Annotated in this window: 14 protein-coding genes; 6 read left to right on the top strand and 8 right to left on the bottom strand. The window is 47.9% G+C overall.

Translation table 11 applies throughout. The annotated features are described in order from the left end of the window. Positions 1-100: 100 nt before the first annotated feature. Positions 101-448 carry a dehydrogenase gene (locus BLS69_RS28530; RefSeq protein ID WP_074096436.1) on the top strand — a complete coding sequence of 116 codons (348 nt, stop codon included), beginning with the start codon at positions 101-103 and terminating at the stop codon, positions 446-448. Between the two features lie 658 nt (positions 449-1,106). Here the strand turns inward: BLS69_RS28530 and BLS69_RS28525 are convergent. The 5 genes from BLS69_RS28525 to yyaC all read right to left on the bottom strand — a co-directional run bounded on the left by BLS69_RS28525 (position 1,107) and on the right by yyaC (position 7,542). Continuing rightward, positions 1,107-3,689 (bottom strand): O-antigen ligase family protein, encoded by a 2,583-nt coding sequence (locus BLS69_RS28525; RefSeq protein WP_176873111.1) that lies wholly within the window; start codon positions 3,687-3,689, stop codon positions 1,107-1,109. Positions 3,690-3,880: 191 nt separating this feature from the next. Continuing rightward, entirely contained in the window at positions 3,881-5,128 is a 1,248-nt protein-coding gene (locus BLS69_RS28520; protein ID WP_051447021.1) for a class I SAM-dependent methyltransferase, read from the bottom strand. A 95-nt stretch (positions 5,129-5,223) separates the two neighbouring features. Next, complete coding sequence (locus BLS69_RS28515; protein ID WP_091038575.1) at positions 5,224-5,928, bottom strand: DUF6483 family protein; 705 nt, start codon at positions 5,926-5,928, stop codon at positions 5,224-5,226. 204 nt (positions 5,929-6,132) lie between these two features. Then, entirely contained in the window at positions 6,133-6,924 is a 792-nt protein-coding gene (locus BLS69_RS28510; RefSeq protein WP_091038573.1) for an alpha/beta fold hydrolase, read from the bottom strand. 60 nt (positions 6,925-6,984) lie between these two features. Next, positions 6,985-7,542, bottom strand: coding sequence for a spore protease YyaC (yyaC, locus tag BLS69_RS28505; protein WP_091038572.1), 558 nt, complete (start codon positions 7,540-7,542; stop codon positions 6,985-6,987). Positions 7,543-7,700: 158 nt separating this feature from the next. Between yyaC and BLS69_RS28500 the strand changes: the two genes are divergently transcribed. Then, positions 7,701-7,925, top strand: a complete 225-nt coding sequence (locus BLS69_RS28500; protein ID WP_017692283.1) for a DUF1128 domain-containing protein — start codon at positions 7,701-7,703, stop codon at positions 7,923-7,925. 151 nt (positions 7,926-8,076) lie between these two features. Here BLS69_RS28500 and BLS69_RS28495 read toward each other — a convergent pair whose 3' ends face one another. Then, positions 8,077-8,802, bottom strand: a complete 726-nt coding sequence (locus tag BLS69_RS28495) for a pirin family protein (RefSeq protein ID WP_036607001.1) — start codon at positions 8,800-8,802, stop codon at positions 8,077-8,079. A gap of 139 nt (positions 8,803-8,941) precedes the next feature. Continuing rightward, the gene (locus tag BLS69_RS28490; RefSeq protein ID WP_091038570.1) at positions 8,942-9,961 is read right to left on the bottom strand and encodes an asparaginase; all 1,020 of its coding nucleotides are present in this window, start codon (positions 9,959-9,961) and stop codon (positions 8,942-8,944) included. Between the two features lie 177 nt (positions 9,962-10,138). Between BLS69_RS28490 and BLS69_RS28485 the strand changes: the two genes are divergently transcribed. From BLS69_RS28485 to BLS69_RS28470, 4 genes are all read left to right on the top strand, one after another. Then, positions 10,139-10,840, top strand: a complete 702-nt coding sequence (locus BLS69_RS28485) for a phosphatase PAP2 family protein (protein WP_091038568.1) — start codon at positions 10,139-10,141, stop codon at positions 10,838-10,840. Between the two features lie 134 nt (positions 10,841-10,974). Then, positions 10,975-11,232 (top strand): GlsB/YeaQ/YmgE family stress response membrane protein, encoded by a 258-nt coding sequence (locus BLS69_RS28480; protein WP_017692278.1) that lies wholly within the window; start codon positions 10,975-10,977, stop codon positions 11,230-11,232. A 64-nt stretch (positions 11,233-11,296) separates the two neighbouring features. Continuing rightward, positions 11,297-11,704: a YtxH domain-containing protein gene (locus tag BLS69_RS28475; protein ID WP_076212649.1), complete on the top strand. Its 408-nt coding sequence runs from the start codon at positions 11,297-11,299 to the stop codon at positions 11,702-11,704. Positions 11,705-11,788: 84 nt separating this feature from the next. After that, on the top strand, positions 11,789-12,154 hold the full coding sequence (locus BLS69_RS28470; protein ID WP_091038566.1) for a DUF5665 domain-containing protein: 366 nt from the start codon (positions 11,789-11,791) through the stop codon (positions 12,152-12,154). Positions 12,155-12,174: 20 nt separating this feature from the next. Here the strand turns inward: BLS69_RS28470 and BLS69_RS28465 are convergent, their stop codons facing one another. After that, positions 12,175-13,236, bottom strand: a complete 1,062-nt coding sequence (locus BLS69_RS28465; protein ID WP_240768310.1) for a magnesium transporter CorA family protein — start codon at positions 13,234-13,236, stop codon at positions 12,175-12,177. Positions 13,237-13,247: the final 11 nt, after the last annotated feature.

The following is a 13,247-nucleotide window of genomic DNA, read 5'->3' as shown; positions in this document are numbered from 1 at the left end:
TATTTTATCACAGGGCTGTGGACGTTGCTACTTCACGAGGTTGGGATAGTGTCCCGTTCGCAGCAGTCCGCATATGGTATGGGGAGAGGAGCGTGAGAAGATGTCACACAAGTCAATACCCGGTTCTCCGCCGGTCAAACATACGCAATCCGGTCAAAACCTTCCTTCCGCCAGAGGAATTCGAAGAGCATGCAGCAAGGAATTGTACCGGACAGCCAAAAGGCTAAAAGTATATGTCTCTCCCGAACGGATGAAGCAGGCAGAAGAATATTATTACGGTAAGGTGATCACAAATCTGCTCTGGATTGGGGAGAATCGCGACAACCGCAAGAAATTATGTGAGTGGTGGAACACGGATGTCAGTGCAGAGATCGCCGCGATGTGGGAAGTAGATGTTGAACCATTAAAAGATGCGTTTCAGCACGCATTTGGCGGTTATCGTCTGTAGGAATGCAAAAATGAGGCAGGTAGGTGTGTCTTCAAACCTACTGAAAGACGCAGCAAAGCTAAAGCGAATCTGAACATGTTAGGAACAGTCAAGGGCACTGTGTCCTTAACGTGTGATGATGTTAATGTGTCCTTCACGTACGAGTAAGCGATAGAGACAACAAAAATGCGATTTTCTCTTCCCGATGTAAAGCTTCACTCTAGGTGGGATTCGAGGGCGACCCCTTGCGGTTGGAGCAGAGCATGGAGCCGACCTCCAGGTGGGCTTGAATATAAGCTGGGAGTATGAACATAAGCTGGAATTATATTTTCATGCTCATTACTCAAGGCCATACTCAAGCCCAAGCCCATGAGCGGTAATGAATTTGAGGCGTCTTATTCAAGGATTTGAAGCACTCTTAGAAATCTAAGGAATCTGAGGCACGTTATATCGGAAATTTGGACTTTTATAGGGCTTTTGTTAGGGAATTTCTGGAAATAACATGTCTGATGTTCCTTACAATTTAAAAAGAGAAGCTAAAGGCCAAATAAGACGTCCTGTGTTCCTTAGAAAATCGCATCCTCTCCGCCAAGGAGCAGCCAGCTTGGACTCCCAGACTTTTTAGACGCTGACATCCATCATCATATAACTTGGATAAACGTCAAAATCCAGCAGTGATTCAAGGGCTCCGCTTGGTCAACTCTGAAGTAAACGGAGGAGAAGAAGCTGAAGCAAGCCTGCGCAGGTTCTCTCCATAGCCTGGAGCATGTTCTTCCAGTACAAAACGACGATCATTGCGAACGTTTCCTGCTTCCACTTCCTCAGCCAACAGTTGATATCGTTCATACATCTGGACACCAGCGGCGGCAGTCTGTCGGGCTCGATCCGTGAATCCTGCCTTCCATTCCCGCCTCGCTGCCTGCTCCATCCAATACAAAGCCTCGGATTGGCCAATGGCATCATACCGATTCAATGCAATCGCTTGTTTAAAATATACTCCAGCCTGCTGTCCTTCGCCGGATTGGGCTGCCAATCGTCCCAGTTCAATGTAAATCTGAGGGTCCATTGTGGAATGGGACAGGCTATTCAAAAGGAGTGATTCTGCTTCTCGTCCCGTGAGCGTTCGCGCAAGAGATATCACGATATCCGATCGATTCGGATTCGATTGAAAAGCAGCCATAAGATGCACCTTCTGTGCTGGAGTGCCATCCAGTTCAGACATCGCCTGACGGTACTGCACTTCTGCTACGGCATATCGGGAGGTCAGCCAGACTGTTCCACCAAGCCATAAAAGGATGATCATCACTGTGGATACCCTTATTAGCCGAGCAGTTACTCGCTGAAGAATATGAAAGAAGGAACGCATCGGGACAGTAGCTGGACGGGATTGGGTTGGTAAATATCGCAAGAAAAGAGATCTGGATTTAGATCTCAGTTTGAATCTGGAGGGAGTGTAGTCCGCAATTCCTTCGGATCGCTGGACCCCCTCTGTTTCCGTCTTCAATGCAGTTGCCCAAGCACCAAGCCAGATGAAAAGCATCCAAAATAATGTAAAGCTCCAGTCAAAGTCCATCGCCCCATGCAGGCCAAAAACAAGCACGGATGGAAAGAGCTGTGGTGCAAAATAAAAGATGCTTCGCAGGGTGAGGAGAAACCACCCTGCGACAAGCACGATGCCGATCAAGCCCGTGTCCAGGGCAAGATCGAGCAAGCCGTTGTGGACCTCGCCTCCAACATAAGGCGAGGATTGAATGGCGCGGAACATGTTGCGCCATGTGTCTCCCCCGTGGCCAAGCCATGCGGCCTCGGTCCACAGCTGGAGGGCGTCCCGCCACATCTGTAGGCGGGACACCCCAGTGCCGACACCCGCCGCGAGGCGATCGGCGGTGGAGGCCACGGCCATCAGTGCGGCGGCGGCTCCCGCTAGCACGATGGCCGTCAAAGCAGCGGCGCGCGGAGCCTTGGCGGCGCCGCTGTGCCATAGACGGCACAGCAGCAGCGTGCCGAGCAGCGCAGCTGCCCATGCCCCGGCCAGTGCCAGCAGGCCGGGCACGGGTGCAGGCGCCAGCTGAGCAGCAGCCAGCTGGCGGTACAGCCAGGCCGCGCACGCCAGTGGCGCGGCCATGGCCAGCAGCAGCGGCAGGCGGGCACCGCGCCGCTGCAAAGCAAAGGCGGCGACCACGGCGCAGCCGGTCGCCAGCCAAGCGCCGCGCGACTCGCTCAGCAGGAGCGCGGCTTGCGCGGGCATGAGCGGCAGCACTGCCGCGATGAGTCGCCCGGCCGGCACAGGCCGGGCTATGACTCGCGCGGCGGCTGTCAGCCGCTCCAATGCGTACATGCCAACAATGGCACCGTACGCATTCGGGTACTGCAATAATCCGCCGAGCCTTGCTCCGGCGGAGCTGATCTCGGGGTCAGCAGTCCGCATCACCCCGAAGGGCAGCGGCAATATCCCGCACACGGCAAAGATGCCGCTGAGCACAAGCAAGCCGCCTGCCATCTGCCAACCGCAGGCTAACCATCGCGCACCATCCGTGCGCGCAGCCAGTATTGCAGTGAGCAGAGTAAACATCGCAAGCAGGCTCCATCGCAGCATCTCATCCATGCTGCCCTGTTTACTCACCGAGCCTGCCCATGCATGTAGACCAAAACAGGTCATCATCCCCAGCGGCCACAATACCCGCAACATTCCCGGAAATCGAAATATTTTTTCAATGATTTGTTCAATGTTCCACTGACCCTGTACCAATGACATGGGTATTCGTTCACTCGCCTTCTGTGGACAAATACCTACAAGGAAAAGAAAAAATAGGATCAATATGCTTCCTGCTGCGATCAAAAGGACAGGGTACAGATCGGCCGAATAATACAGTCCCCCACTCAGACATCCTGCAAGCAGCAAGACAATGGAGAGTATGCCCAACCCAACAGTCCACTCCGATCCTGAATAACGTTTACACTTCAAACTTTGAGAAAAACTCCCTGACGCATCGGTCTGAATAGCTCCATTTGGAATATTTTTGTCATCTTTTTTATACGTATCATCTTTGTTGTATGTATCTTCCCTATTATATGTACTGTCTCTACTGCCCTTACTGTCTCTACCGTCCCTCTTGCCCCCATTACATAAGTCCCTGTTATCTATATATTCTGTACCCTCTGTATGGCGAGACCCGTCAAACACCTGATCAATCATTTCCTCATTCGCCGCATACCCTCGTCTATACCTTACAACTCCCTTATCCATTGTCCTATTCTTCATCCTTGTACCCCCTCCTTCCTTCCACCGCTCCATATGCATAACAAAAAGACAGAAGATCCCGATAACGGGTCCTTCTGCCTGATATACATCTGACAGTTATGATGTTGCTTGCTACGAAGCATGTGCACTCTATTGAAGTTTACATTCAGAGACCCTAACTGTAGTATGTCCCTGTATAGGCGTTGGCACACTCAGCAAAGGTCGCAATTTGCGGAATCTTGAACGGTTTCTTTGCTCGATTTTGATTTCCCGTTGGCCTGCTTGCCATCGCCAGGAAGCAAATCGGCACAAGCCCGCTCCAAATATGGATCGGCATGAATGAAATCACGGAAAGCCGTGTATTCATTCCACATCTCCGTCACTTCGCCAGCCTGACCGCGAACAGCACGAATCAATATGTTTTTAGGCGTATTCTCCATATCGATGAATTCAAGCAATTGTGTTTTGTATCCCATCAGATCAAGCAACTTGGCACGAATCCCATCCGTAGCCAGTGCAGAAAAACGTTCCTTGAGGATGCCATGGGACAACAACGGATTCATCACGGAGGCCTCTACTTGATCAAACAGTTCATGCTGACAGCAAGGAACAGACAAAATAACAGAAGCTCCCCAACGAACTGCCTTCTCCAAAGCAGCATCGGTAGCTGTATCACAGGCATGCAGCGTGACAACCATATCCACTTCATTCAATTCATCGTAGTCCGCGATGTCTCCAACCAGAAACTTCAGATCGCCATAATGCAATCGATTAGCCAGATCATTACAGTGTTCAATTACATCTGCCTTCAAGTCCAACCCAATAATCTTGAGTGAACGCCGTTGTTGTACAGACAGATAATGATATAACGCAAATGTCAGATAAGACTTCCCACAACCAAAGTCAACGATGGTCAATGGACGTCCTTCCGGCAGATGCGGAATGACATCCTGCACCATTTCGAGGAAACGGTTGATCTGTCTGAACTTGTCATACTTGCGGGCCAGCACACGACCTTCTTCGTTCATAATACCAAGTTCAACGAGGAACGAGACGGGTACTCCCTCTTCCAATACATATTGCTTCTTGCGATTATGCGACAGATCCACTGCAGTTTTGGAAGCAGATTTGGTCAGAATGGATACTTTATATTTTTTGCTGATCAAAATTTGATAGTCTGCCTCGGTCGTACAGAGCAGGCCTTGACGAAACGTCTCTTCGCATAACAAAGTCATGCGCTCAGCCGCTTCAGCCGGAGTCAAATTCTCGTGCAGCACTTTGTTGTTATAATGAAATGCAAATTGATAATGCAGCTGATTCTTCAGTGTCACCGGCTTGACTTGCACTTTGGTATACGAGACATTGTCCCGTCTGCGCAGCTGGCTCCAGGTCGCTGTAATCAGCGAATTCTGTTCAAAGATGTCTTGTATAAGCTTTCGCAATGAATCCACGGGGTACATCTCACTTTCGGTTTGGTTTGGTCAACCGTTACCATACCACAATTACGTTCCCTCTCCAAGTAAGGGCATGTAACAGGACTTAATCCTATCCATATTTAGGAGCTCATCTCTTGACGACTTAGTTCGGCTAACCCCTCTTCAACTTCGTTCCGTGGCAGACCGCCATGCTCCAGCTGTTCATCCGTGAGTTGGCTCAACCTTTCATAGAACGCCTGTACATCATCTCGGTAGCTCACCGGGAATTCAACACCAAGCTGGAGCAGTCTGTACCAACTGTTCTCTGCCTGGTCGTAACGTCCTTGTTGTTCACGATAGAGGGCAAGCTGTCTTTCAGTCCGGGCAGGAAGTTCATATTCTTTCGTAAGCCCCAATACACCCTCCACCCGTTCCGGTGCATTCAATAACTGGGGATTAGCACCATGATTCAATGCATACAGGTAAAAATGAAGTGATCTCATCAATCGAATGACAGCCTCATCCTCTGCGTCCATTCTCTCCTGATCATCGATGCCTTCCACTTTGGCCTTCTCTTGATAAATATAAGCTTCTTCTTCAATCAGCCTCGCGGCTTGCTGCAGATTGTCTACCTCAATCATTCCGCGAAAACGGAACATTTCAATAACATCCTCGGCTGGCAATGAGTTCAGTAGCGATAAGTTCAACCCAAACTGCCTGCGCATCAGCTCATCCAGTTCAGACAATGCCTCGGTGTGTTTACGTTGCTGTTTGAGCGTGAACACTTTGCCAATTGCTTCAGTCATTTCCTCCATCATGCGGAGCAGATAATCTTTTCTGAACATGCTGTATGCCCCCTCATCATTCGACCCTATACATCCAATCGCCCTAATATCGTTCCTTTATATTTATTTTAATTCATGCCATGACAAAAAGCCAAAAACATGATGCACGCGTCTGTACTCTGGCCATGAACACACTAAGCCCCTGCCTATCCCAAAGGGACGTGGCAGGGGCTCGGTTGAAATCATCATAAATCACTTCATCAATTACTTCGATAATCCAGCCATAAATTGCTTAATGACCTGAATTAACTCTTCAGGAGCTTCATACATGCTCATATGACCCGCACCCGCGATAACGGCTTGCACGATATGTGGCTTGTCACTTGTAAATGTGCGTTCTGGCGGGATAACAGCATCCTTCTCTCCCGCTACCAGCAATACAGGTAGAGGTGTAGCGGACAGCACATCGCGGCGATCCGGACGTTCTCGCATAGCAAGTGCAGCACCAACAGCACCTTGAGGAGCAGTCTGGTAACCAATTTCCTTCACACGTGTTACATGCGTAGATAGCGATTCCACATGTTCCGGTGCAAAAAGTCCGGGAACCAGTCCATCTACAAAATTCACGATACCTTCGGTCTGAATGGTGGATACAGCACGAAGGCGTTTTTCCTTGGCTTCTTCACTGTCCGGATAGGCTGTCGAATGAATAAGACCAAATGCATTCAAACGCTCCGGGTGACGCTGTGCAATCGAGAGCGTAATGTATCCCCCCATCGAGTGTCCCAGAAGGACCGCTTTTTCCACATTCAACTCATCCATCAACTGTAATACATCGTTGCCCATCTGTTCGATGGTATAACTTCCTACAGGTGCATCTGTTTTTCCGTGTCCACGCAGATCGGGGACGATACAGCGATAGCTGCGTGCCAGTTCAGGTACGACCTCATCCCAATACGATGAACTGCCACAGTATCCGTGGAGCAAAATGAGTGCTTCTCCCTTACCTTGTTCGGCATAACAAATCGTCGTTCCATCACACATCACTTTTTCCATATGAATCCCTCTCTCTGCGCGAATTAAATAATTCAGGTTGTATATTATTAAGCCTACATATCATGAATGAAACGTTTGTCTCCATTTCCCTGCTTCAATTGCGGCGTCTGCAATCGTTCGGGACATCCCCATGACCAGGTGAAGCGAGGTCATCTGCAAAATGGAATAGGGCCTTGGTCCATTCGCATTAACCACAGCTGCTACACTGTATTGTCCAACAGGAGGTAGCTTGCCTCCGACCGATTGGGCCGGAATGAGTGGGTTATTCGAGAGATAGTATGTACCTACCGCCTGCTTTGGACCCAGACATGCATCAATCGCTATGATGGCATGGTGTGCAGGAATAAGTGCCAATTTCTTTTCCAGCGTATCTGCATCACAAGGGGAAGACAGCGTGCCAATAACGTTCTCCATTCCGCTCTCTTGCAGTAAACTTCCTGTCAGTGGACCCAGAGCATCCCCGGTGGAACGATCAGTACCGATGCAGACAAACGTGATTTCAGCTGGAGAATGAAGTTGAACGATGTTTTTGAAAAATAAGATCAAATTCTCTGCAGGCACGCCTTTACGGACTTCCCTTCCTTGATGGCGAACCATTTCTCGCTTATACGCTGCCAAGCTGTATTCCCTCCAGTACACTCAGGTTTCCATGAAATCCTGTTGTTGTATCCATCATTGTAACCGATGCTTGGTTTCCTCGCAAAAGCATTAGCCTGAGCGCTTCCAATCATGATACAATAACAAGAGTTTCCGATACGGAAGGGATGAACTTAACGATGGATTTAACACAAGCAACAGCAGCCAATATGGAATATATGATTGAAGCGATCAAAACCAAACTTCGTATGGCAAGCGGTGCCGCCATGCAAGCTTCTTCATTCCCACTTGAGAAATATGAAGATCTGTTTGACCTGTATGAAATGATTTTGAGCAAGGAACATCTCAGTATCTCTGAAGTGGAAGCTGTCGCTTCGGAACTGGGTAATCTTCGTAAATCTTAGCAAAGTGTTGCTTTTGATCATTTGTGACTTCTATATGAAGTCCTATTCAAAAGCAAGCCTAAAAAGGACCTGTTTCCACATCACCGTGGGAACAGGTCCTTTTTCACATATTTATATTTCCAGACTATCCTTAACGGAATACATCCCATCCTTAAGGCAGGTCAACCAAAACAAATTCGGCAGGTTCACTGTCTGTGCTCGTGATTTGCAGATCACAGCTTTTGCGAATTCGTGCGGCATCGCCCGGCTTGAGGTTGAAGTTACCATCCGAACAATGAATCTCTACATGCCCACTGATCAGGAAAAGATGTGTCCGTCGATCTTCGTGTTGCGGGTACATCAACTTTTTCCCGGACTCCAAATGGGAAAGGTAACAGGTTACATCCTGGGAAATAGGCAATGCGCCTTCGCTTCCCTCGCCCCCTTGCCCGGATACAATCGGACATAGACGATTCAAATGCTCCTGCGGTTCTATTCTCCGATTCGTATAGGAAGGTTTCAGCATACGCTCCGATGGCAAAAACCACATCTGGAGGAAACGTACCGGTTCATCCGCTGACGGATTGGTCTCGGAGTGTTCCACTCCCGTCCCCGCACTCATCACCTGGACCGTACCCGGTTCTAGCAATTGTTCTGTTCCCATACTATCCGTATGTTTGAGTGTACCCGAAATGACATAACTGACAAGTTCAAGATCATGATGTGGATGTTTCTTAAAGCCTTCTTGCGGCATCAGCGTGTTTTCATTATGAGCCAACAGACAGCCAAAATGGGCGTTGCTTGGATCATCATAATCAGCAAAGGAAAAGCTGAATTCACTGTGTATCCAACCTCGATCCGACGTGTGCCTTTCTTCCGATGTCACCACTTTAATCATGTTCATCCACCTCCAAGGGTTTAGAGCTGCCACATCACCGCGGCAGTCCATGCGTGTATATGAATTGTATAGATGAATACCAGTTGGTATGTCATCTTTACCCGGGGTCCGGCAACTCTAATCACGCCCCTTCTTAAGGTTATACGCTATCTTCAAGTGAGTGGAGAATGAACTCACTATCTGCATGACCTACAAGGGTACCCGCATCATTTCGGATGTCCGAAGGGAACACTTCAGCCAATCGTGCAATGGTTCTCTCATTGGAATAACCAATCTGTTTCAGTATGGATTGGGTGATGAAGGCCCACTCTTCCTCGGAACCATCAAGCACCTTGAAGGTGATTCCCAGTCTTTCTTTTTTCAGACCAAAACCGAATACCCCCTTGAATCCACCCTTCGCTACAATGTTATCGTCTTCCAGCAGCACTGAATCTACACGCTCCGTGCCACCCACCATCAACGGATGTTCATTCATAGCTGATGTTATGGTTTCTACAGCTGTTCTTGTGGAAGGATCAGCGATAAGATCCGGACAAGCGAGCTTCAGATAAGCGTTCGACAATGCCGACAACGGCAAAGAAAATACCGGAAAGCCGCAGCCATCCGTCCCAAGCTCAATCTCTTTTTCTTCAATACCTGCCAGGTCGGCAAAGGTTTCAAGAATTTCTCGTTGTACCGGATGATCCGGTTCAGCGTAACTACCCAGATCAACCTGCTTCATCTGACTGTACCCCAGAATCCCCAGATGTTTTCCGGAGCAGTTGTGCAAGATGCGCCGTTTCTCTCCCTGTCCACGTAACCATTGATTACGGCTTTCTTCATTAAGCGGATAACTTGGTGCACAGATCAGGCATTCTTCTCCCAATCCAATTTTACCGGATAACTGCTCCAGCACCCGAATGTGTTCCGGTTCCGAACGATGCGAAGAGGACATAATGGCAATCTCCTGTGCTGACAGACCATAGTGACTGGCAATTCCTGCCCGAATACCTGGAATGGCTTGAAAAGGTTTGGCAGATGAGCGAGTGAATGCTCTAAAATGAGGATCGCCAGCCGAGTATACGATTCGGCCATACTCATCCGTAATACTTATGTGTCCGTAATGGGCGCATTCCATAACGCCTGCACGGTATTCTTTAATTAACAAGGCACTCTCCATGCGAGTTCTCTCCTTTGTGCTCCCGATTTCATCTCTGCTTTGCGTCACGACGCCGCATGGGATATCTTAAATAGTATAGTACAAAAGCGACGTTTTTACAGTTTTTTCGACAGGCATTTCGGGTATAGCTTTATCATCTATGTTCATCTACTACAATAACTGAAGGAGAAACTCATTATGCCGCGCAAAACGTATTCACCAGCCTCATTCAGTTCAACTCCCGGCACGTTATTACGTCCACTCCTCAACTGGGGTTTGATTGGTCTGGCCCTCAGCGCTTCGGTTGTATTCATCCTGGCAGGTCTGGGTGCCTGGTTGGGTGCTGATGTTATTATTCGTCTGGATGATCAAATTCAGCAATTATTTTATCTGAATTCAGATTCACGTCTTCATCTATTCCCTTACACTGCATTCATAACCGCACTGGGCTCATTCAAAATCTCTGCTGTGGCTGCAGGAGGTTTTGCTCTTCTTTTCATCATACAACGTAGTCCAAGGTTTGTTATATATGGATATGCGCTCACGGGAAGTTTTGCCATGATGTGGATTCTAAACACGTTATTGAAGGAATTTTTCAGACGAAGCAGACCTGAACTGGATCATCTGTTGGTCGTTCACGGGTACAGCTTTCCCAGCGGACATGCCATGATCTCCATGGGCTTCTACGGTATGCTCTTTGTAATCTGGGCCATTGAACGACAGCGACATAACTCTTCCGGTGTGTGGCTTCCTGTTCTATGTGGTATCAGTTTTATTTTCTTGATTGGCCTCAGCCGAATCATGCTGGGCGTTCATTATCCTACGGATGTATTTACTGGATTTACTGCTGGATTGGCATGGATCTTCTGCATGGTTAAGGGCATTAAACAAAACCGCTAAAGAATGAATTCCTCTGATTTCCAGTTCATTCATCCTCATCTTTATTGTTTCACAGGGTTGCACGGGGTTTATATACGAAGTAAGCAAACGCGAACAGACAACATCCTACATCAAGTTTAAAGGAGGCGGTTGTTATGTGGGGCATCATTATCAGCATTGTGATGGCTGTCATCATCGGTTTGATCGGAGATGCACTTGCCGGTCACAACATGCCTGGAGGCATAATCGGTGCAATGATTGCAGGATTTGCCGGAGCCTGGCTGGGAGCACTTTTGCTTGGTAACTGGGGACCAGTTATCGGTAACTTTGCCATCATCCCTGCCATCATTGGTACAGCGCTCTTTGTTTTCTTGCTGGGGCTTGTGTCCAGACTGCTAAGACAGGCTGCCTGATTCGGGCAACAAGGTGTTCGTTGTTTCGTATTTGTTTCTTAAATTGAAGAAGGAGTGATTAGACATGAATAAAGCAGAAGAGCAATATCCTGTACAGACGGGTTCAACTTTCGCAAAAGGTATTTTCATCGGGGGTTTGCTGGGAGCTGCAGCAGCACTACTCTTTGCGCCTAAACCAGGACGTGAATTGCGTGGTGACCTTTCCGAGAAAGTGGGCATCGTTACTGACCGCACCAAAGAAGTGGCAACTGTTGTAAGTGACAAAGCCACTGAACTGGCTAAAACGGTCTCTTCCAAAACTTCCGATATTGCAAAAACGGTAAATCAAGGCCGCAATGATGTAATGGACTCTGTGAGAAAAGCGTCCGCTGATGTGGCTAACGAAGCATCCCGTGCATCTGATGAAGTGGCTGCCGCTTCCGTTGAAGCGAAGGAAGATGCACGTAAAGAACTTAACTCGACTAGCCTGTAAGGCGATACAGATCGAGTGACCAATAGCCAGCTGCACTCCAGCTGGCTATTTTTTATCCAATGAGAGTTGAGGAGGACGAATACTATGAGTAAAGTTACAATCAACGGTAATACTCCAATTAAGGGAGCAACACCGACACAGCAGTATGATACAAGCGAGCATCCTTTTGAATTACGTCATGAGGTAAAGCGATTGAACACCCGTTTGGACCAGATTGCGGACAGTCTGGAGAGAGCACAGATCAAGGATATTATTGAGAATTATAGCAGTCCCAAAAAGCGGATTATTACCAATTTCACAGCGGGCATGGCACGAGGTCTCGGGCTGACTGTGGGTACCTTTGTTGTTCTCGGTTTGCTGGCATTCATTCTCAGCCAATTCGTGAATATGCCGATTGTGGGCCAATATATCGCTGACTTGCTTGGTTATATTGAAGATTACAAAAACTAAGAGGACTAACCAATAGTAGGCTATCCCTTACGTTTTTCCGTAGCTCCTTTTTTCTCTGTCTCTTCAGCTGAAGGCTGTGAGGATTTCACTTTGAGCAGATCTCCTGTCCAGCCTTTCATCATCAGCCATACATACATGCTGATCATGCTTAAGATAATGACAACAAGGACCAGTACAACTCCCCATGATTTGTCGATAAAGGGCAGGTTCTCAAAGTTCATCCCCCATATTGCGCCAGCTGCCGTGGCAGGTATGAACACAGCAGTGACAATGGTCAGCGTCTTCATGATCTCATTGCCACGTACACCGGAGATTGCATTATCAATGGAGATTAACGTATCGATCTCTTTCTCGTAGTGACTAAACAAACGTTCCATTCGCTCTACTCGATGTTGGAGCTGCTGGAAATATCGATTTTCATTTATTTCATCAAGGTAAGCCTCATGTGAAGCAGCCATCAGTTCCGAGTAAGGGATGAACAGATTACTCCAATACAATAATTCAAATCGAGCGGCGAGAATCTGGTCCATCAAGGTGCGGGCATTGCGAGATTCCATCTTCCGTTCCAGATCACGCAGGTTCATCTCAAAATGATCCATTCCCACATGGTAGTAATGCAGTATAGCTCGAAAAAGTACAAACATCCCGTCCCTGGCCTCACTACATTGCTGTAACATATGGGCACGTTCATCCGTCTTCATAATACCTCGTGTATTGTCATCCATATTCAAGGTAACCAGGTTATTACGATCGACATAAAAGAACATCTGATTATCTTTTCTTTTGTCATCTCTCTCATTCTTGATCGCATACAACAATGAACCAAATATGACTGGTTCTTTACCATTCACGAAACGGACGGACAAATAATTCGATTCGACTTCCGGAATTTTATAAAGCCAATATCGCATATCCGGAAACGCCTCTGTCAGCTCCTCCAAAGCATCGTTCATGCTATCGGTGTCAGGTGCAACCCAATCCCACCATTGCCAATGGTCCGAGCAAGATAACTTGTCACGGCGAGCTTCCAACTTGATTTGGTTCACAATCACTTTATCCACTCCTGCACTCATGTTCTTCATTACATACCCAT

It is taken from the genome of Paenibacillus sp. CF095 (assembly GCF_900101225.1).
GTDB lineage: Bacteria > Bacillota > Bacilli > Paenibacillales > Paenibacillaceae > Paenibacillus.
Note: the sequence above shows the minus strand (reverse complement) of the source record. Positions and strands in the feature narration are given on the sequence as shown.